At 71.5% G+C, this 21,944-nt stretch carries 24 protein-coding genes and 2 tRNA genes; 16 read left to right on the top strand and 10 right to left on the bottom strand.

Translation table 11 applies throughout. The features are described from left to right. Positions 1-37 precede the first annotated feature (37 nt). From ACPWUT_RS07605 to ligA, 3 genes are read left to right on the top strand one after another with little or no spacing between them, the layout of a single operon-like run. On the top strand, positions 38-1,207 hold the full coding sequence (locus tag ACPWUT_RS07605; RefSeq protein WP_425836207.1) for a cysteine desulfurase family protein: 1,170 nt from the start codon (positions 38-40) through the stop codon (positions 1,205-1,207). A gap of 42 nt (positions 1,208-1,249) precedes the next feature. Beyond that, a complete protein-coding gene (gene mnmA / locus ACPWUT_RS07600) occupies positions 1,250-2,347 on the top strand; it encodes a tRNA 2-thiouridine(34) synthase MnmA (protein WP_425836204.1) in 1,098 nt (365 codons plus the stop codon). A 49-nt stretch (positions 2,348-2,396) separates the two neighbouring features. Beyond that, positions 2,397-4,715: an NAD-dependent DNA ligase LigA gene (gene ligA / locus ACPWUT_RS07595; protein WP_425836201.1), complete on the top strand. Its 2,319-nt coding sequence runs from the start codon at positions 2,397-2,399 to the stop codon at positions 4,713-4,715. A gap of 16 nt (positions 4,716-4,731) precedes the next feature. Here the strand turns inward: ligA and ACPWUT_RS07590 are convergent, their stop codons facing one another. After that, the gene (locus ACPWUT_RS07590) at positions 4,732-6,444 is read right to left on the bottom strand and encodes a long-chain-fatty-acid--CoA ligase (RefSeq protein ID WP_425836199.1); all 1,713 of its coding nucleotides are present in this window, start codon (positions 6,442-6,444) and stop codon (positions 4,732-4,734) included. A gap of 95 nt (positions 6,445-6,539) precedes the next feature. Here ACPWUT_RS07590 and gatC point away from each other — a divergent pair, with 95 nt between their 5' ends. Genes gatC through ACPWUT_RS07560 form a run of 6 tightly spaced genes read left to right on the top strand, consistent with a single transcriptional unit; the run spans position 6,540 to position 12,100 of the window. Next, positions 6,540-6,839, top strand: coding sequence for an Asp-tRNA(Asn)/Glu-tRNA(Gln) amidotransferase subunit GatC (gene gatC, locus ACPWUT_RS07585; protein WP_425836197.1), 300 nt, complete (start codon positions 6,540-6,542; stop codon positions 6,837-6,839). Beyond that, the gene (gatA, locus tag ACPWUT_RS07580; protein ID WP_425836194.1) at positions 6,836-8,359 is read left to right on the top strand and encodes an Asp-tRNA(Asn)/Glu-tRNA(Gln) amidotransferase subunit GatA; all 1,524 of its coding nucleotides are present in this window, start codon (positions 6,836-6,838) and stop codon (positions 8,357-8,359) included. The genes gatC and gatA overlap by 4 nt, the downstream gene beginning before the upstream one ends. Next, complete coding sequence (gene gatB / locus ACPWUT_RS07575) at positions 8,359-9,888, top strand: Asp-tRNA(Asn)/Glu-tRNA(Gln) amidotransferase subunit GatB (RefSeq protein WP_425836191.1); 1,530 nt, start codon at positions 8,359-8,361, stop codon at positions 9,886-9,888. The genes gatA and gatB overlap by 1 nt, the downstream gene beginning before the upstream one ends. A 34-nt stretch (positions 9,889-9,922) precedes the next feature. Beyond that, positions 9,923-11,182: a DNA polymerase IV gene (locus ACPWUT_RS07570; protein WP_425836188.1), complete on the top strand. Its 1,260-nt coding sequence runs from the start codon at positions 9,923-9,925 to the stop codon at positions 11,180-11,182. 56 nt (positions 11,183-11,238) lie between these two features. Next, a complete protein-coding gene (locus ACPWUT_RS07565) occupies positions 11,239-11,559 on the top strand; it encodes a hypothetical protein (protein ID WP_284527361.1) in 321 nt (106 codons plus the stop codon). Continuing rightward, positions 11,543-12,100 (top strand): hypothetical protein, encoded by a 558-nt coding sequence (locus ACPWUT_RS07560; RefSeq protein WP_425842165.1) that lies wholly within the window; start codon positions 11,543-11,545, stop codon positions 12,098-12,100. Before ACPWUT_RS07565 ends, ACPWUT_RS07560 begins: the two co-directional genes overlap by 17 nt. Positions 12,101-12,124: 24 nt before the next feature. Here the strand turns inward: ACPWUT_RS07560 and ACPWUT_RS07555 are convergent, their stop codons facing one another. The 6 genes from ACPWUT_RS07555 to ACPWUT_RS07530 form a co-directional block, all read right to left on the bottom strand. Continuing rightward, positions 12,125-12,613 (bottom strand): DUF2017 family protein, encoded by a 489-nt coding sequence (locus tag ACPWUT_RS07555; protein ID WP_425842163.1) that lies wholly within the window; start codon positions 12,611-12,613, stop codon positions 12,125-12,127. Then, the gene (gene clpS / locus ACPWUT_RS07550; protein ID WP_284527358.1) at positions 12,610-12,894 is read right to left on the bottom strand and encodes an ATP-dependent Clp protease adapter ClpS; all 285 of its coding nucleotides are present in this window, start codon (positions 12,892-12,894) and stop codon (positions 12,610-12,612) included. The genes ACPWUT_RS07555 and clpS overlap by 4 nt, the downstream gene beginning before the upstream one ends. Beyond that, complete coding sequence (locus ACPWUT_RS07545) at positions 12,891-13,241, bottom strand: metallopeptidase family protein (protein ID WP_425842159.1); 351 nt, start codon at positions 13,239-13,241, stop codon at positions 12,891-12,893. Before ACPWUT_RS07545 ends, clpS begins: the two co-directional genes overlap by 4 nt. A gap of 25 nt (positions 13,242-13,266) precedes the next feature. Further along, positions 13,267-13,342, bottom strand: a tRNA-His gene (locus tag ACPWUT_RS07540). 34 nt (positions 13,343-13,376) lie between these two features. Continuing rightward, positions 13,377-14,000, bottom strand: a complete 624-nt coding sequence (gene orn / locus ACPWUT_RS07535) for an oligoribonuclease (RefSeq protein ID WP_284527356.1) — start codon at positions 13,998-14,000, stop codon at positions 13,377-13,379. 56 nt (positions 14,001-14,056) lie between these two features. After that, positions 14,057-14,129, bottom strand: a tRNA-Arg gene (locus ACPWUT_RS07530). A 130-nt stretch (positions 14,130-14,259) separates the two neighbouring features. On the opposite strand from ACPWUT_RS07530, the gene ACPWUT_RS07525 reads away from it, so the two are divergent. Then, positions 14,260-14,472 (top strand): methyltransferase, encoded by a 213-nt coding sequence (locus ACPWUT_RS07525; protein WP_284527355.1) that lies wholly within the window; start codon positions 14,260-14,262, stop codon positions 14,470-14,472. Positions 14,473-14,487: 15 nt separating this feature from the next. Here ACPWUT_RS07525 and ACPWUT_RS07520 read toward each other — a convergent pair whose 3' ends face one another. Continuing rightward, complete coding sequence (locus ACPWUT_RS07520) at positions 14,488-15,102, bottom strand: YczE/YyaS/YitT family protein (RefSeq protein ID WP_425842155.1); 615 nt, start codon at positions 15,100-15,102, stop codon at positions 14,488-14,490. Between the two features lie 62 nt (positions 15,103-15,164). Between ACPWUT_RS07520 and ACPWUT_RS07515 the strand changes: the two genes are divergently transcribed. Then, positions 15,165-16,586, top strand: coding sequence for a PLP-dependent aminotransferase family protein (locus tag ACPWUT_RS07515; RefSeq protein ID WP_425842152.1), 1,422 nt, complete (start codon positions 15,165-15,167; stop codon positions 16,584-16,586). On the opposite strand, the gene ACPWUT_RS07510 is transcribed toward ACPWUT_RS07515, so the two are convergent. Then, the gene (locus tag ACPWUT_RS07510) at positions 16,587-16,856 is read right to left on the bottom strand and encodes a hypothetical protein (RefSeq protein WP_284527352.1); all 270 of its coding nucleotides are present in this window, start codon (positions 16,854-16,856) and stop codon (positions 16,587-16,589) included. 173 nt (positions 16,857-17,029) lie between these two features. Between ACPWUT_RS07510 and ACPWUT_RS07505 the strand changes: the two genes are divergently transcribed. Genes ACPWUT_RS07505 through ACPWUT_RS07490 form a run of 4 tightly spaced genes read left to right on the top strand, consistent with a single transcriptional unit; the run spans position 17,030 to position 20,264 of the window. Next, positions 17,030-17,533 (top strand): single-stranded DNA-binding protein, encoded by a 504-nt coding sequence (locus tag ACPWUT_RS07505; protein WP_425842149.1) that lies wholly within the window; start codon positions 17,030-17,032, stop codon positions 17,531-17,533. Between the two features lie 39 nt (positions 17,534-17,572). Beyond that, complete coding sequence (locus ACPWUT_RS07500) at positions 17,573-18,088, top strand: DUF6993 domain-containing protein (protein WP_425842146.1); 516 nt, start codon at positions 17,573-17,575, stop codon at positions 18,086-18,088. Between the two features lie 24 nt (positions 18,089-18,112). Next, positions 18,113-19,792, top strand: coding sequence for an energy-dependent translational throttle protein EttA (gene ettA, locus ACPWUT_RS07495; RefSeq protein WP_425842143.1), 1,680 nt, complete (start codon positions 18,113-18,115; stop codon positions 19,790-19,792). Further along, positions 19,785-20,264: an acyl-CoA thioesterase gene (locus tag ACPWUT_RS07490; protein ID WP_284527348.1), complete on the top strand. Its 480-nt coding sequence runs from the start codon at positions 19,785-19,787 to the stop codon at positions 20,262-20,264. Before ettA ends, ACPWUT_RS07490 begins: the two co-directional genes overlap by 8 nt. 15 nt (positions 20,265-20,279) lie before the next feature. Here ACPWUT_RS07490 and ACPWUT_RS07485 read toward each other — a convergent pair whose 3' ends face one another. Continuing rightward, the gene (locus ACPWUT_RS07485; RefSeq protein ID WP_284528007.1) at positions 20,280-21,125 is read right to left on the bottom strand and encodes an acyl-CoA thioesterase; all 846 of its coding nucleotides are present in this window, start codon (positions 21,123-21,125) and stop codon (positions 20,280-20,282) included. An 82-nt stretch (positions 21,126-21,207) separates the two neighbouring features. On the opposite strand from ACPWUT_RS07485, the gene ACPWUT_RS07480 reads away from it, so the two are divergent. After that, positions 21,208-21,879: a hypothetical protein gene (locus ACPWUT_RS07480; protein WP_425842138.1), complete on the top strand. Its 672-nt coding sequence runs from the start codon at positions 21,208-21,210 to the stop codon at positions 21,877-21,879. Positions 21,880-21,944 lie beyond the last annotated feature (65 nt).

Raw genomic sequence — 21,944 nt, 5'->3', positions numbered from 1 at the left:
ACCACGCGCGGATCCGCAGGGCGGAGGAGGTGAGCGGGTGACGGCCTACTTCGATCACGCCGCGACCACCCCGCTGCGTCCGGAGGCGCGCGCCGCGTGGCTCGACGCGGTCGACGTGGTCGGCAACGCCTCGTCCGTCCACGGCCCGGGGCAGCGCGCCCGGCGCATCCTCGAGCAGGCGCGCGAAGACGTCGCCGCCGCGCTGGACTGCGATCCCATCGAGGTGGTGTTCACCTCCGGGGGCACCGAATCCGTCAATCTGGCGATCAAGGGCCTGTGGTGGGCACGCCGCGCGGGCTCCGACGCGATCGTGCTGCCCGACGGTGAGCACCACGCCACGATGGACGCCGTCGAGTGGCTGCACGCGGCCGAGGCCGCGCGGGTCGTCGCCGTGCCCCTCGAGGCGACGGGCGCCGTCCCCGTGGACGCGTTCGCGTCGGCGCTTCCCGGCGCCGCCCTCGCCACGGCGCTGATCGCCAACAACGAGGTCGGCACGGTCTCGGACGCGCCGGCGCTCGCAGGGGCCGCGGCTGCGCGAGCCGTCCCCCTCCACCTCGACGCCGTCGGGGCCGCCGGCGCTGTCGACGTCCGCTTCGCCGCCTGGCGAGGAGAGGGACGCGCCTCCACGGGCCTGGTCGCGTTGAGCGTCTCCGGCCACAAGATCGGCGCGCCGGTGGGCACCGGTGCGCTGGTCGTGTCGCGCCACGCGCGCCTGTCGCCCCTGCTGCACGGCGGCGGGCAGCAGCGGGGACTGCGCTCGGGGACGCAGGACGTCGCCGGCGCCGCCGCCTTCGCCGCGGCCCTGACCGCCGCCGAACGCGGGCGCGAGGCGGAGGCCGCGCGCCTGGTCGGGCTGCGTGAACGGCTCGTCGACGGCATTCGCGCCGCGATCCCGGAGGCGGAGCTGCTGGGCGATCCGCACCTCCGGCTGCCGGGCAACGTCCACGTGCTCTTCCCCGGCGCGGCGGGGGAGACGCTCCTCTTCCTGCTCGACCAGGCGGAGGTGGCCGTCTCCACCGGATCGGCGTGCCAGGCGGGAGTCGCGGAGCCGTCGCACGTCGTGCGCGCGCTCGGTCGCGACGAGCGGGCCGCACGCTCGGTGCTGCGCTTCACGATGGGGCGCACGTCCACGGCCGACGAGGTCGACAGCCTCCTCGCCGCCCTCCCTGCCGCCTACGCACGCGCCGTCGCCGCGGGATCGCGCTGAGTGCCGCGGCCCCGGCTGCCCGGCGCTTCGTAGACTGGACGCATGAAGATCCTCGCGGCGATGAGCGGCGGCGTCGACTCGGCAGTCGCCGCGGCGCGTGCCGTCGACGCCGGGCACGAGGTCGTGGGCGTCCACCTCGCCCTTTCCCGGGCCGGCGGGACGCTGCGCACCGGCAGCCGCGGCTGCTGCACGATCGAAGACGCGATGGACGCGCGGCGCGCGGCCGACCGGCTGGGGATCCCGTTCTACGTCTGGGACTTCTCCGAGCGGTTCCGCGATGACGTGATCGACGACTTCGTCGCGGAGTACCGGGCCGGCAGGACGCCGAACCCCTGCATGCGGTGCAACGAGAAGATCAAGTTCGAGGCGCTGCTCGAGCGCGCCGTCGAGCTCGGCTTCGACGCAGTGTGCACCGGCCACTACGCGCTCCTGGTCGACGGTCCGGAGGGACGCGAGCTCCACCGCGCCTCCGACGCGGCGAAGGACCAGTCGTACGTGCTCGGCGTGCTGACCGCCGAGCAGCTGGCGCACACGTACTTCCCGCTCGGGACGACCCCGACCAAGGCCCTCGTGCGCGCCGAAGCCGCCGAGCGGGGACTGACGGTCGCCCAGAAGCCGGACAGCCACGACATCTGCTTCATCCCCGACGGCGACACCCGCGGGTGGCTCGCCGAGCGGGTCGGCACGGCGGAGGGCGACATCGTCGACCGCAGCGGCGCCGTCGTCGGCGCGCACGAGGGCGCGCACGCGTTCACCGTCGGCCAGCGGCGCGGGCTCTCGCTGGGCGTTCCCGCCCCGGACGGCAAGCCGCGGTTCGTGCTCGAGGTGCGCCCGGTGACCAACACCGTCGTGGTGGGGCCCAGGGAGGCGCTGGCGACGGCCGAGATCGCCGGCACGCGCCGGAGCTGGACCGGGCGACCGCCGTCGGCCTCCTCGTTCGCGTGCGAGGTCCAGATCCGGGCCCATGCGGAGCCGGTGGCGGCGCAGGCCGAGATCGTCGGCGACGAGATCGTGGTGCGTCCCGCGTCGCCGTTCGACGGCGTGGCGCCGGGTCAGACGGCGGTGCTCTACGTCGGCACGCGCGTGCTCGGCCAGTTCACGATCGCCCGGACGGTGTCGGCGGTGCCCGTCGGCGGCTGAGGTCGCTCGTGCCGGTCGCGGTGTCGGAGGTCGCTCCTAGACTGACGGGGTGACGGATGCCGCTGACCTCGACTCCCTTCCGCTCGACGACGCGCGTGCCGAGGCGGCGCGGCTGACCGGCCTCATCCTCGATGCGCGCGAGGCGTACTACGGCCGCGACGCGGAGCTGGTCGACGACGCCACCTACGACGGATGGATGCGCAGCCTCGAGCAGATCGAGCGCCTGCACCCCGAGCTCCAGGGCCAGGACTCCCCGACGCTCAGCGTCGGCGCGGCGGAGAACTCGATGTTCGCTCCCGTCGAGCACGCCGAGCGCATGCTCAGCCTCGACAACGTCTTCAGTCCCGAGGAGCTCACGGAATGGTGCGTCAAGACGCGCAACGCCGCCGGTCGCGAGGTGCGCTGGCTCACCGAGCTCAAGATCGACGGACTCGCGATCAGCCTGCGTTACGAGCGAGGCGTCCTCGTCTCGGCGGCCACGCGCGGCGACGGCCGCGTGGGCGAGGACGTCACCGTGAACGCCGTGCGCGTCTCGGGCGTGCCGCAGCGGCTCACCGGCTTCGGGCACCCGGAGCTGGTCGAGGTGCGCGGCGAAGTCTTCATCCCGGTCGCCGCCTTCGAAGAGCTGAACGCCCTCCAGGCGCGCATGCGCGAACGCGTCATCGCCGACGCGACCGCACGCGGCGTCGACCAGGAGAAGGCCGACCGGGCGGCGCTGCGCCGCTTCCCGGCCTTCGCCAACCCGCGCAACGCCGCCAGCGGCGGTCTGCGTCAGCAGCTGGAGAAGAAGTCGGGTCTCGAGCGCGAGGCGGGGCAGGCACGGCTCGACTCGCTGCGGCTGTTCGTCCACGGCATCGGCGCCTGGGAGAGGCCGCCGGTGGCCTCCCAGAGCGAGGTGTACGAGCTCCTCGCCGGGTGGGGCCTGCCCACGAGTCCGTACTTCCGCACGTGGGAGGACGTCGAGGGCGTGAGCGAGTACGTCGCCCACTACGGGGAGCACCGGCACGACGTCGAGCACGAGATCGACGGCGTCGTCGTGAAGGTCGACGAGCTCGCGCTGCACGACGAGCTCGGCGCGACCAGTCGGGCACCCCGGTGGGCGATCGCCTACAAGTATCCGCCGGAGCAGGTCAACACGAAGCTGCTCGACATCGTCGTCTCGGTGGGCCGGACGGGCCGTGCCACGCCCTTCGCGGTGATGGCCCCCGCCCGGGTCGCCGGCAGCGTCGTCCGACAGGCCACGCTGCACAACCAGGAGGTGGTCAAGCAGAAGGGCGTGCTGATCGGAGACACCGTCGTGCTGCGCAAGGCCGGCGATGTCATCCCCGAGGTGCTCGGGCCGGTCGCCGAGCTCCGCGACGGCACGGAGCGGGCGTTCGTGATGCCCACCCACTGCCCGGAGTGCGGTGCGACCCTGGCCCCCGCCAAGGAGGGCGACATCGACCTGCGCTGCCCCAACACGCGCACGTGCCCGGCGCAGGTGCGCGGCCGCGTCGAGCACATCGGCTCCCGCGGCGCCCTCGACATCGAGGTGCTGGGCGAGGTGACGGCGGCGGCGCTGACGCAGCCCGAGGTCCCGGCCGTCCCGCCGCTGCAGACGGAGGCCGGGCTGTTCGAGCTGACCCTCGAGCAGCTGGTGCCCATCGAGGTGATCGTGCGCGACGCCGAGACGGGTCTCGCCAAGGAGGATGCCGACGGCACGGTCAAGACGCGTCGTCCCTTCCAGCGCAATGCGACCACGGCCGAGAAGAAGGAGGGTCTCACCGGCCCGCAGCCTTCCGCCGCCGCGTTGAAGCTGCTCGACGAACTCGAGAAGGCGAAGACGAAGGATCTGTGGCGGTTCCTCGTCTCGTTGAACATCCGTCACGTCGGGCCTGTGGCCGCGCGGGCCCTCGCCCAGTGGTTCGGCTCCCTCGACGCGATCCGCGCCGCCGGCCGCGACGAGCTCGCCGCCGTCGACGGCGTCGGCGGCATCATCGCCGACGCGCTGATCGAGTGGTTCGAGGTCGACTGGCACCGCGAGATCGTCGAACGGTGGACGGCGGCTGGTGCCCGCCTGTGGATCCCGGGCCACCCCGGGCCGGGCGCGGCGGCCGCGGCGGGCGGTGTGCTGGACGGAATCACCGTCGTCGCCACCGGCTCCCTCGAGGGCTACTCGCGCGAGGGAGCGCAGGAGGCGATCATGGCCGCGGGCGGCAAGGCGGCTTCGAGCGTCTCGAAGAAGACGGACTTCGTCGCGGCAGGCCCGGGCGCAGGCTCGAAGCTGTCGAAAGCCGAGGAGCTCGGCATCCGCATCATCGACGCGGCCCAGTTCAAGATCCTGGTCGAGCAGGGGCCCGCCGGGCTCGAGGAGGCCGGCGGCGCCTGATTCCGAAGCCGTCGGGTCAGCCGTCGGACGGCTGCGCGAGCGCGAGCAGCGAATCCCGCACCTGGCGTCGGAGCACCTTGCCGATGAGCGACTTCGGGAGCTCGTCGACCACGAACACCCGCCGCGGGACCTTGTACGGCGTCAGGACACCCCGCACGTACGCGCGGATCCCTTCGATGTCGGGGTGGTCGACGCCCGGAGACAGCACGACCGCCGCGACGACCTCTTCTCCCGAGCGATCGCTCGGCAGGCCCACGACGGCGGCGTCCTCCACCTCGGGGTGCTGACGAAGGGCGTTCTCGACCTCTGTCGGCGCGACGTTGAAGCCGCCCGTGATGATCAGCTCCTTGATGCGGTCGACGATGCGGACGAACCCGCCGTCGTCGATGGTGACGATGTCGCCGGTGCGGAACCAGCCGTCGACGAACACGCTCTCGGTCTCCTCCGGCCGTCCGTAATAGCCGGAGAAGACCTGCGGTCCGCGCACCAGCAGCTCACCGCGCTCGCCCTGTGCGACGTCGCGCGTGGGCTCGTCGGGGTCGACCACCCGGCACTCGGTGCCCGGCAGCGGCAGCCCGACCGTCCCCGGTACCCGGTTGTCCGCGACGGGGTTGGCCATGAGGACGGGCGAGCACTCCGACAGTCCGTATCCCTCGACGAGATACCCGCCCGTGGCCTCCTCGAAGGGCACGACCAGCTCGTGGGGGAGCGCCATCGCGCCAGAGATGGCCACTTCGGTGCCGGCGAGCGACACGCCGGCCTCGCGCGCAGCGGACAGGAGGCGGTCGGCGATCGGGGGCACGAGGGGGAGGAAGGTCGCAGGGTGCTTCTTGGTGACCTCGAGCACCATGTCGGGCTCGAACCGCGGGAACAGCACGAGGCGGGCGCCCATCGACATCGCGAAGGTGAGGCACAGGGTGAGTCCGTACGCGTGGAACATGGGCAGCACGGCGTAGACGACGCAGCCCTTTCCCCGCTGGATGGACGGGACCCACAGCTGCGACTGCCGGGCGTTGGAGAGCAGGTTGCGGTGCGTGAGCATGGCGCCCTTGGGTGTCCCCGTCGTGCCGCTCGTGTACTGGATGATCGCGAGGTCGTCGGTCTGCGGGTAGGGGTGCCCCGCGGGCAGCGGAGCGCTCTGCGCGATGCGGTCCCACGGGATCGCGCCGCTCACCCGGGTGGTGAGGGCGGCGCGGGACTCGCGGGCCTTGGCGATCGGCAGCCGCAGTGCCAGCCGGAGCGACAGGGGCATCGCCGTCGTGATGTCCACGCTCACGACGTGGGTCACCGCGATGTCAGCGGGGAACTGCTGCACGGTCTCGACGACCTTGCTCCACACGATCGCCGTCTTCGCGCCGTGGTCCTCGAACTGCTTGCGCAGCTCACGCGGCGTGTAGAGGGGATTGTGCTCGACCACCACCGCGCCCAGCCGGAGCACGGCGTAGAACGCGACGATGTGCTGGGGGCAGTTCGGCAGCACGATGGCGACCGGGTCGCCCGGGCCGACGCCGAGCGCCTTCAGCCCGGCGGCGGTGCGGGAGATCGCCGCTTCGAGGTCGCGGTAGGTCGTCTCGCGGCCGAAGAACTGCAGGGCGACGGCATCGGGGTAGTCGCGTGCGGAGGCGGCGACGATGTCCAGCAGCGAGCCGGTCACCGGCTCCATGTCGGCGGGTACCCCCGTGGCATAGCTGGCGATCCAGGGGCGAGGCGGCTCGTAGGCGGTCGTCACGGGGCCAGCCTACGACGGTGCGAATGCCGGCGGCAGGGGCGCGCGCCGGGGAGGCCCGGACAGGACCGGGGGCGCGCCGCAACTAGACTGTCGTGGTGTCGGAAATCAGCCCAGATCTCGTGCGCCATCTCGGCGTGCTCGCCCGTATCCAGCTGAGTGACGAGGAGGTCGAGCGCCTCACCGGTCAGCTCGCCGTGATCGTCGACAACATCGCGAAGGTCTCGGAGGTGGCCTCGGCCGACGTCCCCGCGACCAGTCACCCGATCCCGCTGGAGAACGTCTATCGTCCGGACGCCGTCGGCGAGATGCTGACCTTGGAGCAGGTCCTCCAGAACGCTCCCGACTCCGCCGACGGGCGCTTCCGCGTCACCGCCATCCTGGGGGAGGAGCAGTGAGCGCGGACCTGACACGGCTGACCGCCGCCGATCTCGCGGCGCGCCTCTCCTCGGGCGAGGTGTCGAGCGTCGAGGCGACGCAGGCCCACCTGGATCGCATCGCCGCCGTCGACGCGGACGTGCACGCCTTCCTCCATGTCAACGCGGGCGCCCTCGACGCCGCGGCCGATATCGATCGCCGCCGCGCGGCGGGCGAGCAGCTCGGTGAGCTCGCCGGTGTGCCGCTGGCGATCAAGGACGTCCTGGTGACCACGGACATGCCGTCCACCAGCGGTTCCCGGATCCTCGAGGGCTACCTGTCGCCGTATGACGCGACGGTGGTCTCGCGCTCCCGCGCCGCCGGCCTCATCCCGCTCGGCAAGACGAACATGGACGAGTTCGCGATGGGCTCCTCCACCGAGCACTCGGCGTTCGGCCCGACCCACAACCCCTGGGATCTGGACCGGATCCCCGGCGGCTCGGGCGGTGGGTCCGCCGCCGCCGTCGCCGCCTTCGAGGCGCCGCTGGCCCTCGGCTCCGACACCGGCGGGTCGATCCGTCAGCCCGCGCATGTCACCGGCACGGTCGGCATGAAGCCGACGTACGGCGGCGTGAGCCGGTTCGGCGCCATCGCTCTCGCGTCCAGCCTCGACCAGGTCGGGCCGGTCTCGCGCACCGTCCTCGACTCGGCGCTCCTGCACGACGTCATCGGCGGTCACGACCCCCACGACTCGACGTCGCTGAGCGACACCTGGCCGTCCTTCGCCGCCGCGGCGCGCGAGGGAGCCACCGGCGCGGCGCTTCGGGGCCTGCGGGTCGGGGTCATCTCCGAACTGCCCGACTCCGGCTTCCAGGCCGGTGTCTCCGCGTCGTTCCGCGCCGCGCTCGCCCTGCTGGAGGCGCACGGCGCCGAGATCGTCGACATCAGCGCACCGCACTTCGAGTACGGCGTCGCGGCCTACTACCTCATCCTCCCCGCCGAGGCCTCGAGCAACCTCGCCAAGTTCGACTCGGTGCGGTTCGGTCTGCGGGTCGACGTACCCGGCGGCACCGTCGAGGACGTCATGGCCGTCACCCGCGACGCGGGGTTCGGCGACGAGGTGAAGCGGCGGATCATCCTGGGCACCTACGCGCTGTCCGCGGGCTACTACGACGCGTACTACGGCAGCGCCCAGAAGGTCCGCACGCTCATCCAGCGGGACTTCGACGCCGCCTTCGAGAAGGTGGACGTGATCGCGACGCCGTCGGCGCCGACCACCGCGTTCCGCCTCGGCGAGAAGATCGACGACCCGCTGCAGATGTACCTCAACGACGTGACGACCATCCCCGCCAACCTGGCCGGCGTGCCGGGGATCTCGATCCCGTCCGGGCTCGCCGAGGAGGACGGGATGCCGGTCGGCATCCAGTTCCTCGCGCCCGCTCGCGAGGACGCGCGGCTCTACCGCGTCGGCGCGGGACTCGAGGCGCTGCTGGTGGATCAGTGGGGCGGGCCGCTCCTGGACAAGGCGCCCGCTCTCGGCACGGAAGGACGGGCCCTCTGATGGCCAAGACCGCCTTGATGGACTACGACGAGGCGATCGCGCGCTTCGAGCCGGTGCTCGGCTTCGAGGTGCACGTCGAGCTGAACACGGCGACGAAGATGTTCTCGTCGGCGGGCAACCCGGCGCACGCGGACAACCACGACGCGGCGCCCAACACCCTCGTCGCACCGGTCGACATGGGGCTTCCGGGCTCCCTGCCGGTCGTCAACGAGACGGCCGTGCGCTACTCGATCAGCCTCGGCCTCGCCCTCGGCTGCCAGATCGCGCCGTCGAGCAGGTTCGCGCGCAAGAACTACTTCTATCCGGACCTCGGGAAGAACTACCAGATCTCGCAGTACGACGAGCCCATCGCCTTCGAGGGGCAGGTCGAGATCGAACTGGCCGACGGCACCCGCCTCGAGGTGCCGATCGAGCGCGCGCACATGGAGGAGGATGCGGGCAAGCTGACCCACGTCGGCGGTGCCACCGGCCGCATCCAGGGCGCTGAGTACTCGCTCGTGGACTACAACCGCGCGGGCGTTCCGCTCGTGGAGATCGTCACGAAGCCGATCTACGGCACCGAGCACCGCGCTCCCGAGGTGGCGAAGGCGTACGTGGCGGCGATCCGCGACATCGTGCTGTCGCTGGGGATCTCGGAAGCCCGGATGGAGCGGGGGAACCTCCGCTGCGACGCCAACGTGTCCCTGCGCCCGCGCGTCGCCGAGGGGGAGCCGCTTCCGCCGCTCGGCACCCGCACCGAGACCAAGAACGTGAACTCCATGCGCTCGGTCGAGCGGGCGGTGCGCTACGAGATCCAGCGTCAGGCGGCGATCCTCGCCGGCGGCGGCTCGATCACGCAGGAGACCCGCCACTGGCACGAGGACACCGGCACGACGTCGCCGGGCCGTCCGAAGTCCGACGCCGACGACTACCGCTACTTCCCGGAGCCCGACCTGCTGCCGGTCGCTCCGTCCGAAGAGCTCATCGCGCAGCTGCGTGCCGTCCTGCCCGAGGCGCCCGCCGTGCGACGGCGCCGGCTGAAGGCCGAGTGGGGATACACGGACCTCGAGTTCCAGGACGTCGCGAACGGCGGACTGCTGGCCGAGGTCGAGGCGACCGTCGCCGCCGGAGCGAGCCCTGCGGCCGCGCGGAAGTGGTGGACGGGTGAGATCTCCCGGATCGCGAACACCCGCGGCGTCGAGGCGACCTCGCTCGTCTCGCCGGCGGACGTCGCTGCGCTGCAGCTGCTCGTGGACGCCGGGACGCTCACCGACAAGCTGGCCCGCCAGGTGCTCGAAGGCGTCATCGCCGGCGAGGGCTCGCCCCAGGAGGTGGTCGACGCCCGCGGCCTTGCCGTGGTGTCGGACGACGGCGCCCTGATCGCGGCGATCGATGACGCCCTCGCGGCTCAGCCGGACGTGCTCGAGAAGATCCGCGACGGCAAGGTGCAGGCCGCCGGCGCGGTGATCGGCGCGGTGATGAAGGCGATGCGCGGACAGGCCGACGCGGCGCGCGTGCGCGAACTCGTCCTGGAGCGCGCCGCGCAGTAGCCCCCGTGTCGGGGGCGTGCCGGACAATGGATCCATGGGACGCGGTGACGGATCAGGGCGCGTCGTCTCGTCGGACGACGCCGACGACTCGGGCACCCGGATCCTGCACGTGGACATGGACGCGTTCTACGCGTCGGTGGAGGTGCTCGACGACCCGTCGCTGCGCGGGAAGCCGCTCATCGTCGGCGGCGTCGAGGGGCGAGGAGTGGTGGCCAGCGCCTCGTACGAGGCGCGCCGCTTCGGGGTGCGGGCTGCCATGTCCGTCGGCCAGGCGCTGCGGCTGTGTCCGTCGGCCATCGTCGTGGTCCCGCACTTCGAGCGCTACGCCGCCCTGTCGCGCCAGGTCATGGACATCTTCCACGAGATCACCCCACTGGTGGAGCCGCTGTCCATCGACGAGGCGTTCCTGGACGTGAGCGGCGCCCGCCGTCTGTGGGGAAGCCCGGGCACGATCGCGGTGATGCTCCGGCGCCGGGTGAGGGAGCAGACCGGGCTCACCTGCAGCGTCGGCGTCGCCTCCACCAAGCACGTGGCGAAGATCGCGTCCACGCTGTCCAAGCCCGACGGCCTGCTGATCGTCTCGCATGCCGACACCCAGGCCTTCCTCGCGGCGCGGCCGGTGCGCGCGCTCTGGGGCGTGGGGCCGAAGGCCGCGGAGGCGCTCGAGGGCCGTGGCATCCGGCTCGTCGCCGATGTGCTCGCCAGCCCTCGGCACGTGCTCGAACGTGCGCTCGGCGCCGCGACGGGGGAGCGGGTGTGGCAGCTCGCGCACGGCATCGATCCGCGCGAGGTCGACACCGTTCACGTCGAGAAGAGCGTCGGTCACGAGGAGACGTTCCTCGAGGACGTGTCCGACGCCATCGTGCTGCGCAGCGAGCTTCGTCGCCTCTCCGACCGGGTGGCCGCGCGGCTTCGCGACGGACAGTGGGAGGCTCAGACCATAGCGCTGAAGCTCCGGTACGCGGATTTCACCACCGTGTCCCGGTCGGTGACCCTGCCCGAGGCCACCAACGTCGGACAGCGGATCGGCGACGTGGCGATCGAGCTGCTCGCGCAGCTCCCTCTCGACCAGCCGGTGCGCCTCGTCGGCGTCCGCGGCGAACGGCTGCGGAGCACGTCGGGCGGCATGCTGGCGCTGTGGGACGACGACGCGGAGTGGCGCGCAGTGGACGAGGCACTCGACGGAGCCCGGGCCCGCTTCGGCAAGGCGGCGGTCACCCGCGCCAGCATCCTCGGCGCCCGGCGCGACGTGAACGCGCTCCCCACCAACCCGCGTCTTCCTCCGGAGCACTGATCCGGGCCGTCGGCAACCCCCGCGCGCGCACCGCGCCGTGCGGCTACGGTATGACCATGCCCAATCTCGCACTCGAACTCGGCAAGCAGGCCACCTCACTCGGCGTCAACAGCGTGTACGGCGAACAGCAGGACGTCGACGGCATCCGCCTCGTGCCCGTCGCCCTGTCGTGGTCGGGCTTCGGCGCCGGCGAGGACACCGACGGCAACGGCGGCGGCGGAGGCGGCGGGTTCGCTGTTCCGCTCGGCGCCTACGTGCGCAAGGGCGACGACCTCCGCTTCGAGCCGAACCTCGTCTCCCTGCTCGCGATCGGCATCCCGTTCGTGTGGGTGGCCGGACGCGCGCTCAGCCGCGTCATCCGTGCCCTCAAGCGCTGACGTCGCCGCCTCGATCGCGGCGGCGGCCGCTGACATCGAGCGTACCGTCGCCGGCCTCGCGCGTCCCGTCGTGCTGATCGACGGCCGGTCCGGTGCGGGCAAGACCACGCTCGCCCGTCTCGTGGCCACCCGCCTGGATGCGACGCTGCTGGCACTGGATTCGCTGTATCCGGGCTGGGATGGGCTCGCCGCGGGGGCCGAGCAGGTGCGCGCGGGGGTGCTCCTTCCGCGCGCGGAGGGGCGCGCCGGTCGGTGGCATCGCTGGGACTGGGCGGCGGAAAGGCCCGCGGAGTCGCACACGGTCCCGGCCGAGGGCGCCCTGGTCATCGAGGGCTCCGGTGTCCTCACACCGGCCAGCCGCGCTCTCAGCGACGTCCAGGTGTGGCTGGAGTCGCCGGAGGCCTCGCGCCGGCGGCGCGCACTCGATCGCGACGGCGAGACCTATCGTCCGCACTGGGACCGCTGGGCCGCCCAGGAGGAAGCGCACGTCCGTCAGCACGACCCGGCGTCCCTCGCGGGGATCGTCGTCGCCGTGCCGTGACCGGCTGGGGCCGATCGGGTGCGGTCAGTCGTCGAGAGCCTGCAGGAGGCCTTCCAGCCGGTAGCCGATCCAGTCGTATACGCCGAAGCGGGGATCGGTCTCGTCGTGGTCGCCCTCGTCGGTGATGTCGAGCCGGGAGGCCAGCACGAGACGGAGCGCCGCGAGTGTGCGCAGCCACGCCGCCGACTGGGTCTCGTCGAGCGGAACGGTCATCGACGTGGTCGCGGTCTCATCGTCGACCGTGTCGATCGTGAGGGGCGCGCCGTCGACCAGGAGGGTGGCCAGGACATCGCGGACGTCGTCGCGCCGTCGCTGCAGGAGATCGTCCTCCGTCAGCCGTCGGAACTCCGCACTGGAGTCGGGGTCGTCGCGGTACGCATCGGGCACCAGGCGCGCCACCGCCGGATCGTCGCCGGTCCCGCCGTCGAGCAACGCGGCGAACTGCTCGATGAGGTCGGTGAGATGGGCTGCTTCCAGTCGTGCGAGCTCCAGCACGACGATCCGTTCGGTCACCGGCTTCCCTTCCGCACGGTGGCCCACAGGCCGTAGTCGTGCATGGCCTGGACATGGAGCTCCATCTGCTCCCGGGCGCCCTCGGCCACCACGGCGTGGCCGAGGTGGTGGACGGCGAGCATCCGTTCGTGCGCCCGCTCGGCGCTGAACCCGAAGTACTCCCGGAACACGTGGGTCACATACGACATGAGGTTCACGGGGTCGTTCCAGACGACGGTCTCCCACGGCGGATCCTCCCGTGCGTCGACGTCGAGTCGGGTGTCTTCGAGCGGAAGAGTCATGCCCACCCCAGCTCGTGCAGTCGCTCGTCGTCGATCCCGTAGAAGTGGGCGATCTCGTGCACGAGCGTCGTGTGCACTTCGTCGCGCAGGCCGTCGACGTCGTCGCACGCGTCCAGGTGCGGCTGCCGGTAGACGATGATGCGGTCGGGGAGCTCACCCGAGCCGTAGCGGTCGCGCTCCGTGAGAGCCAGGCCGTCGTACAGGCCGAAGAGATCGAGGGATCCGTCCTCGGGGCGGTCCTCGACGACGAAGACGACGTTGTCGAGGCCGTCGACCATCTCGCCCGGCAGACGATCGAGTTCGGCGGCGACGAGCGCCTCGAATGCATCGGCATCCATCTCGATCATCGCCACGCCTCACCGGGGATGTACATGGGGTGAGTAACGGGACTTGAACCCGCGACCCCCTGGACCACAACCAGGTGCTCTACCAACTGAGCTATACCCACCATGCGCCCGCATGCGGGCAACCACACGATTGTATTACAGCACGGGACCGAACGACGACACGGTCGCAGCGGCGACGTCGCGCGCCGCCTCGCTGGTCGGTCCCGGCTCGGGCACGAACACGGCTTCGCGATAGTAGGCGAGCTCGCGGATCGACTCGCGGATGTCGGCTAGCGCGCGGTGGCCGCCGTCCTTCGCGGGAGCCTGGAAGTACGCCCGCGGGTACCAGCGCCGGGAGAGCTCCTTGATGCTGGACACGTCGACGTTCCGGTAGTGCAGCCACCGGTCGACACGGGGCATGTACCGCGCGAGGAACATCCGGTCGGTGCCGATGGTGTTGCCCGCGAGAGGAGCTTTCCCCTCCGGGACGAAGCGCTGGATGTACTCCAGCGACTGGAACTCGGCCTCGGCCACGCTGACTCCATGGGGGATCTCATCGAGCAGTCCGGACGAGCGGTGCATCTGCGTGACGAAGTCGTTCATGTGCTCGAGCGCCGACGGGTCGGGCTTGATGACGACCTGGAAGCCGGGGTCGAGGATCTTCAGCTCGTAGTCGGTGACGATGATCGCGATCTCGACCAGTTGGTCGACCGCGAGATCGAGCCCGGTCATCTCGCAGTCGATCCAGACGAGCCGGTCGTTCTCCGCTGCAGCCACCATGGGGCCATCCTAACGAGCGGGTCCGACGCGGCGGGCGTCACGGGCCCTGCGACGGGTCCCTCCAGGAGGATTCGAACCCCCGACCTGGCGGGTAGAAACCGCTCGCTCTGTCCACTGAGCTATGGAGGGGAAGGGAACCGTCCTCTACCGTACCGCCCCGGTGCCGATGGGGTGGAGCCGGCCCGGACCGGCGACGTCCCACCCCATGGCGTTCGGGAACCGGCAGGCGTAGCGTTCGACGGGACGGAAGGAGCGCACCATGACCGCCACCACCACATCCGCCCTCTGGCTCGCCTATGGAGCGGAGGGCCAGGTCGTCGGGAGCATCCGCCGCACGGACGGTGAGTACATCGTCACGATGGCGGGGGCGTCCTCGACGCTCGGCAGCTACCCCACCATGGACATCGCGAAGAACGCGCTGCACGGGCACATGACCCCCGGCGCCGACTGGCCGCAGTTCCGGGAGCACTGACCTCGCGACCCGCGCTCAGACCGCCGGCTGCGCGACCGCCGCGGTCGCAGTGTGCCGAGGCCGCCGGTCGAACCACGGCAGTGCGAGGTGCACGGCGGGCCCGATGAGCACCGCGAACAGCACCGTGCCGAGTCCGACCGTGCCCCCGAGCAGCCAGCCGGCCACGAGCACGAACGCCTCGACCCCGAACCGGGACGCCCAGATGGGCCAGCCGAACCGTGAGTTCAGGCCGGTCATCAGACCGTCTCGCGGGCCAGGGCCGAAGTTGGCCCCGATGTAGAGCCCCGACGCCAGTGCGACGAGCGCGGTCCCCGCCAGGAACACCAGCACCTGGACGACGAAGCCGCGCGCGACGGGCACGACGCCCAGCGCGAGCTGCATGCTCGTTCCCACGAGGAGGATGTTGGCGATGGTGCCGATCCCGGGCTTCTGACGCAGCGGGATCCACGCCAGCAGCACCAGGAAGCCGACGATGTTCGTGACCCAGCCGATCCCGATGCCGGTCTGGCGCGAGACGCCCTGAGCGAAGACGGTCCACGGATCGAGCCCGATCCCCGCCTGGACCATGACCGCGCAGCCGACGCCGAAGAGGACGAGACCGACGAGCAGCTGGATCGAGCGGAGGATCATGGGTCCCATCCAATCGCAGAATTGGACGCCAATGACCAGTCCAATTCCACTAGCGTGGCCGCATGGACTCCCGGATCACCGCTCGGATGCTCTCTCTCGCCCTCGGCGGGTGGCGCACGCGCGAGCCCGCCTACGAGGCGCTGGCCGACGGCATCCGGCTGCTGTGCCTCGACAACCGCCTGGCGCCGCGGACCGCGCTGCCCGCCGAGCGGGAACTCGCCCACGCGCTGGCCATCAGTCGCACCACCGTCGCCGCCGCGTATCGCAGCCTGCGGGAGACGGGCCACATCGAGAGCCTGCGAGGCTCGGGAAGCGTCACCCTGCCACTCGGGCGCAGGGTGCCGCCGCGCGACGCCGTCGGGGTGGACGACCTCGACCTCTCACAGGCGAGCCCGGCCGCGTGGCCGGGGCTCGCCGGCATCATGAGCGAGACCGCCCTGGACACCGCGGCGCTCGTGGCGCGGTCGGGCTACGACATCGTCGGCTCCGCCGAACTGCGAACCGCGATCGCCGACCGCTACACCGCCAGAGGGCTCCCCACCGCACCCGACGAGGTGATGGTGACCACCGGGGCGCAGAGCGCGATCCATCTCCTCGCCCAGACGCTCCTGCGCCGGGGTGAGCGGGCCGCCATCGAGACACCGACCTACCCGCACGCCGCGGAGGCCCTTCGGATGGCGGGAGCGCGGCTGGTGAGCATCCCGGTCTCCGTCGACGCCGGATGGGACATCGACCGCGCCGCGCAGGCGATCGCCCGCACCCGTCCGGCGATCGCGTACCTGATGCCCGACTTCCAGAACCCGACGGGTCGATCGATGAGCCTCCGGGAGCAGGACGTCATCGCGCGCGCCGCGGCCGACGCCGGCACCGTGCTGCTGCTCGACGAGACCACCGGCGAGCTGGCGATCGATGCACGCGCCGTGAGCGCGGTGGCGTTGGCGGACGTCCCGGCCGTGCGCATCGGCTCCCTCGGCAAGACGGTCTGGGGCGGATTGAGGGTGGGGTGGATCCGTGCCGAGCCGACGCTCATCCGACGGCTCGTGGCCGCCCGCCCGTCGCGTGAGCTCGGCACACCGGAGTTCGAGCAGGCCGTGTCGGTGCGACTCCTGCGGCGCATGCCGGAAGTGCTCGCGCAGCGTGCCCTCTTGCTGCGCGAGGGCCGCGACGCGCTGGTGGATGCCCTGAGGACCGCCGTCCCGGAGTGGCGGGTGCCCGAGGTCGCAGGCGGCGTCTGCGTGTGGGTCGAGCTCGACGCGCCGCTCAGCTCGGGTCTCGTCATGGCGGCACGCGCGCGGGGACTCCACCTGTCCGCCGGTCCGCGGTTCTCGCCTGACGGCGGGCACGAGCGGCATCTGAGGATTCCCTTCACCGCACCGCCGGAGGACCTTCGCCGTGCCGTGGCGATCCTCGGCGACATCTGGCCGGCGGTGCGCGCCGCCGCCCCGGCCGCGGCCTCGACGCCCTGGGGAGCAGCCGTCGTCTGATCAGCGCGAGAGTCGCAGGCACTCCAGCGCCTCGGCCCGCGTCCAGAAGGCACCGACCTCACGGAAGCGACGGTCGCCCGCGTGGAAGCGCAGTGCCACGAAGCGTCGCTGTGCGCGATCGCCGCGGACCTGGAGGTGGCCGATCACCCGGCCGTGCGATTCGACGACGCGCCAGAGCCTGTCGGCGACGGGCAGCAGTCGTAGCGCTCCGGCGCTCTGAGGCGCTCCGGCGTCGATCTGCGCCGGTTCGATGGTGGGTGTCGGGGTCATGTCGTCCTCCTGTGGTTCGAACATAGCTTCGACCGCCGACATCGCCCCGTCTCCTCCCCATCCGCGTACCGGGTGCCGTTGTCCACTGCTCGTGCGGATCAGGGAACGCGGGTTCCGGGCGCCCGACAGCCTGTGGCGAGGCGGGGACGGACTCCGCGGAAGGAGTGCAGGAGATGAGCGATCAGATCACCGTGGTGGGAACCGTGGCGACCGACCCGGAGCGGCGGCAGACCTCGACGGGCATCCCCGTCTTCCACTTCCGCCTCGCCACGAACGTCCGCCGCCGCGACGAGGCGACCGGCACCTGGGTGGACGGTCAGACGAACTGGTACGCGGTGTCCGCCTATCGCGGACTCGCCGAGCACGCCGCCGAGTCGATCCGCAAGGGGCACCGCGTCATCGTGTCGGGATCGTTCAAGCTGCGCGAGTGGGAGGCCAACGGCCGACAGGGCGTCGCGGCCGAGATCGACGCGGCTGCCCTGGGGCACGACCTGCTGTGGGGGACGACCGTCTACCGGCGCACCGCGCCTGTGCGGGCAGAGAGCACGACGGCGTCCGACGGCGGACGCGCGCCGGGTGAGGGGGACGCCCGGTCCCGAGACGAGGAGCCGGGCGCCAGCGGGGAGGAGAGCGGCGCATGGGCCCCCGCGCTCGGCAGCGACCCCACCCCGTTCTGAGCCGTCGGGACCGACACCGGCGCGCCGTAGACTCGGTGCGTGCGCCGACTCGACCCCCGCCCCTGCGTCGTCGCTGTGGCGGTGCTCGCAGCGATCGCGGCGCTCACCGGATGCGCTCCCGACGCGCAGCCCGGCCCGGGTCCTGCGGCCTCGGAGACGGTCGCCTCGCCCACCGACGCGGCGACGCCGTCGTCACCGACCCCCACCCCTTCGCCGACAGAGCCTGCGCTCGACCCCGACGGCAGCGCCGAGGACAACCTGCCGCTGTTCACCGAGGTCGTGGAGAAGGTGTGGAAGACCGACGACAGGGTGAAGGGCCGCGCGTACATCGACGCGCTCGTGCGCGCCGGGTTCGACAAGGCGTCGATGGAAGTGACGAAGGACCGTTCATCCGTGGGGATCCCCGCCGACAGCATCCAGTTCTCGGTGCGGTGGACGGACGCGTGTCTGGTCGGCCAGGTGGGTCCTTCGACGAAGAAGCCCGCCGCCGTCGTCCTGCCGCACCTGCCCACCGGCGGCTGCCTGGTGGGGGAGACGCGGCCCATCGACTGGTGAACGGCACCGTAGACTTGGTCCGTTATGGCTGAGTACATCTACTCCATGGTCCGTGCCCGCAAGGCTGTCGGCGAGAAGCTCATTCTCGACGACGTCACGATGGCTTTCCTCCCCGGCGCGAAGATCGGCATGGTCGGTCCGAACGGCGCGGGAAAGTCCACCATCCTGAAGATCATGGCGGGGCTGGACCAGCCCTCCAACGGCGAGGCCAAGCTGTCTCCGGGCTTCACCGTCGGGATCCTCATGCAGGAGCCGGAGCTCGACGAGTCCAAGACCGTTCTCGAGAACATCCAGGACGGCATCGCCATCAAGGCCAAGGTCGACCGCTTCAACGAGATCTCCGGCCTCATGAGCGACCCCGATGCCGACTTCGACACCCTTCTCGCCGAGATGGGCAGCCTCCAGGAGGAGATCGACGCTGCCGACGCCTGGGACCTCGACTCCCAGCTCGAGCAGGCGATGGACGCCCTGCGCACTCCGCCGGGCGACGCCGCGATCGCCCCCCTCTCGGGCGGTGAGAAGCGCCGCGTCGCCCTGGCCAAGCTCCTCCTGCAGAAGCCCGACCTGCTGCTCCTCGACGAGCCGACCAACCACCTCGACGCCGAGAGCGTGCTGTGGCTGGAGCAGCACCTCACCTCGTACAAGGGTGCGGTGATCGCGATCACCCACGACCGGTACTTCCTCGACAACGTGGCGGAATGGATCGCCGAGGTCGACCGCGGGCGGCTGATCGGCTACGAGGGCAACTACTCGACGTATCTGGAGAAGAAGGCCGAGCGCCTCGACATCCAGGGCAAGAAGGACGCCAAGCTCGCCAAGCGTCTCAAGGACGAGCTGGAGTGGGTGCGCTCGAGCGCCAAGGGCCGCCAGACCAAGTCGAAGGCACGCCTCGCGCGCTACGAGGAGATGGCGGCGGAGGCGGAGCGCACGCGCAAGCTCGACTTCGAGGAGATCCAGATCCCCGCCGGTCCCCGTCTCGGCAGTGTCGTGATCGAGGCGAAGAAGCTGTCGAAGTCCTTCGGCGACCGGAACCTCATCGACGGGCTGAGCTTCAGCCTTCCGCCCAACGGCATCGTCGGGGTGATCGGTCCCAACGGCGTCGGAAAGACCACGCTGTTCAAGACGATCGTGGGCCTCGAGCCGCTCGACGGCGGCGACCTCAAGATCGGCGAGACGGTCAAGATCAGCTACGTCGACCAGAGCCGCGCCAACATCGACCCGAACAAGACGCTGTGGGAGGTCGTCTCGGACGGCCTCGACATCATCACGGTCGGCAAGACCGAGATCCCCTCGCGGGCGTACGTCTCCAAGTTCGGGTTCAAGGGCCCCGACCAGCAGAAGAAGGCGGGCGTCCTGTCCGGCGGCGAGCGGAACCGGCTCAACCTGGCACTCACGCTCAAGGAGGGCGGCAACCTGCTGCTCCTCGACGAGCCGACCAACGACCTCGACGTCGAGACCCTCGGATCCCTCGAGAACGCGCTGCTGGAGTTCCCCGGGTGCGCCGTGGTCATCACCCACGACCGATGGTTCCTCGACCGGATCGCGACCCACATCCTCGCCTACGAGGGCACCGACGAGAAGCCGGATCAGTGGTACTGGTTCGAGGGCAACTTCGAGGCGTACGAGGCCAACAAGGTCGAGCGTCTGGGCGCCGACGCGGCCGCACCCCACCGCTCGACGCACCGCAAGCTCACCCGTGACTGAGACGCGCCTGCACGTCCCCATCCACCTGCGATGGGGCGACCTCGACGCGTTCAACCACGTGAACAACACGTCGATGCTGAAGCTGCTCGAGGAGGCGCGCGTCCGCGTGTTCTGGACGCCCGAGGCGGGCGACACGGCACCGGACACGGCCGTGATCGAGAGCGGCATCGCCTCCGGCGTGCTCACCCTCATCGCGCGTCAGGAGATCGAGTACCTCGCCCCGGTGCCCTACCGCCGCGAGCCGCTCGACATCCAGATGTGGTTCGGCAAGATCGGCGGGTCGAGCATCGAGGTCTGCTACGAGGTCTTCAGCCCCCTCGGCGACGACCCGCAGCGCCTCTACGCGCGCGCCACGTCCGTCGTGGTGATGGTGGACGCGCAGACCGGTCGGCCGATGCGTCTCAGCGACCGCATGCGCGATGCGTGGACGCCCTACCTCGGCGAACCGATCGTCTACGGTCACCGCCGCTGACGCCGGCTGAGCGGGTCATGAGTCCGCCGGCACGCGGATCATGATCTCCTGGGCCACTGAGGCGACCAGCGACCCGTCCCGGTCGAAGAGGCGCCCGGTGGAGAGCCCGCGTCCGCCGCGGGCGCTGGGCGACTCCTGCAGGTAGAGCAGCCACTCGTCGACGCGCGCGGGCCGGTGCCACCACATGGCGTGATCCAGGCTCGCGACCTTGAGTCCGGGCCGCAGCCAGGACACCCCGTGCGCACGCAGCACCGGCTCCTGGATCGTGAGGTCGCTGAGATACGCGAGGACGGCGCGGTGCAGGGCCGGCTCGTCGCCGATCGGACGTCGCGTGCGCATCCACACCGCCTGATGCGGCTCGTGGGACGCGGGCGCGTCCCCGTACAGATCGCCCGAGACGTGGAGCACCTCGATCGGGCTCTGGTCCAGCAGACGCTGCGAGTGCGGGTGACGCAGCGTCTCGCCCCTGTGGGCGATCAGCTCATCGGGCGACGGGATGCCTTCGGGCAGCGCCGCCTGGTGATCCAGTCCCGGGTCCTCGCGCTCGAACGAGGCGATCATCGAGAAGATCGGGACGCCCGACTGGAAGGCCTGCGTCCGCCGCGTCGAGAACGACCGACCGTCGTGGATGCGGTCGACAGAGAAGGTGAGGCCCTGCCCGGCGTCTCCCGGCCGGAGGAAGTAGCCGTGCATCGAGTGGGGCACCCGGTCGTCGCCGGTGGTGCGGTCGGCGGCGAGGATCGCCTGCGCCAGCACCTGCCCGCCGAAGATGCGCCCGCTCGGCATCGGGTGCGAGATCCCGGTGAAGATGTCCTCGGTGGTCCGCGCGTCGCCGGATGACAGATCGAGCACCGCCAGCATGGCGTCCACCGGATCGAGCTCGTGCGGCACGGGTCCTCCTCCCGGCGCCGCAGTCGCGGGCGCCCTTGGTAGTTTAGGGCGGGTGCCCTCACGCCTCCTCTTCGCCGATCCGCTCGCCGCCGCCGACGCGGTGACGTTCGCGCGGCGCGCCGCGCTCCTCGGCGACGGCCTCGTACGGCTGCGCGCCGAAGCCGGGGTGCTGGCGCTGGCCTCGGCTCCGCTGGCACCCGCCTCGCTGCTGGACGAGACGCCCACGGTGCTGGGCATGCGGTTCCTCGCCGTCGACCCGGAGCTCGTCTGCGACCTCGTCGTGGAGGCGAGCGCCCTGGAGGCCGACGCGGAATCGGCGACAGCCGTCCTGCTGCCCGACACCGGCCGGTCCGCGCCGTGGGCGGGGATCTCGCCGCCCCGCACCGGGTGGACGGCCGCCGGTGAGATCGACGCGGCGACGCTCGCCGTACGCGCGCAGGGCGGGATCGCCGCGGTCGCGCGGGCCGTCCCCACCGACGCCGGCGAAGACGTCGTGCGCACGGTGCGCGCCGCGGTGTGGGGGCCGGAGGACGACGAGATCGCGGGCCTTCCGCAGGGCGTGGCGTTCGCCGCGTTCGCGCTGGGCTTCATCGCGGGGGAGGAGACGGCGGCGATCCGCCGCAGCGGGCCCTGGACCCGGGTGAGCCTCACTCGCGGCCACGTGCTCGCGCGGAGCACCGTCCGTTCGGGACTGACCGCCGTCCGTGCGACCGGGAGCCGCTGACGCGGCACTGTGACCACCCGGTCGCCCGACGATCCGTCGCTCGAACCCGTGTGCAGCCCGGGAAC

It is taken from the genome of Microbacterium sp. PA5, assembly GCF_049860775.1.
GTDB lineage: Bacteria > Actinomycetota > Actinomycetes > Actinomycetales > Microbacteriaceae > Microbacterium.
This window is presented reverse-complemented; position numbering and strand designations above follow the sequence as displayed.

Coding starts and splice junctions, on each gene's coding strand:
- mnmA (WP_425836204.1), top strand. CDS start 1,250: ATGAAGATCCTCGCGGCGATGAGCGGCGGCGTCGACTCGGCAGTCGCC.
- gatB (WP_425836191.1), top strand. CDS start 8,359: ATGGCCAAGACCGCCTTGATGGACTACGACGAGGCGATCGCGCGCTTC.
- ACPWUT_RS07570 (WP_425836188.1), top strand. CDS start 9,923: ATGGGACGCGGTGACGGATCAGGGCGCGTCGTCTCGTCGGACGACGCC.
- ACPWUT_RS07565 (WP_284527361.1), top strand. CDS start 11,239: ATGCCCAATCTCGCACTCGAACTCGGCAAGCAGGCCACCTCACTCGGC.
- clpS (WP_284527358.1), bottom strand. CDS start 12,894: ATGACTCTTCCGCTCGAAGACACCCGACTCGACGTCGACGCACGGGAG.
- ACPWUT_RS07545 (WP_425842159.1), bottom strand. CDS start 13,241: ATGATCGAGATGGATGCCGATGCATTCGAGGCGCTCGTCGCCGCCGAA.
- orn (WP_284527356.1), bottom strand. CDS start 14,000: ATGGTGGCTGCAGCGGAGAACGACCGGCTCGTCTGGATCGACTGCGAG.
- ACPWUT_RS07525 (WP_284527355.1), top strand. CDS start 14,260: ATGACCGCCACCACCACATCCGCCCTCTGGCTCGCCTATGGAGCGGAG.
- ACPWUT_RS07520 (WP_425842155.1), bottom strand. CDS start 15,102: ATGATCCTCCGCTCGATCCAGCTGCTCGTCGGTCTCGTCCTCTTCGGC.
- ACPWUT_RS07515 (WP_425842152.1), top strand. CDS start 15,165: ATGGACTCCCGGATCACCGCTCGGATGCTCTCTCTCGCCCTCGGCGGG.
- ACPWUT_RS07510 (WP_284527352.1), bottom strand. CDS start 16,856: ATGACCCCGACACCCACCATCGAACCGGCGCAGATCGACGCCGGAGCG.
- ACPWUT_RS07505 (WP_425842149.1), top strand. CDS start 17,030: ATGAGCGATCAGATCACCGTGGTGGGAACCGTGGCGACCGACCCGGAG.
- ettA (WP_425842143.1), top strand. CDS start 18,113: ATGGCTGAGTACATCTACTCCATGGTCCGTGCCCGCAAGGCTGTCGGC.
- ACPWUT_RS07485 (WP_284528007.1), bottom strand. CDS start 21,125: ATGCTGGCGGTGCTCGATCTGTCATCCGGCGACGCGCGGACCACCGAG.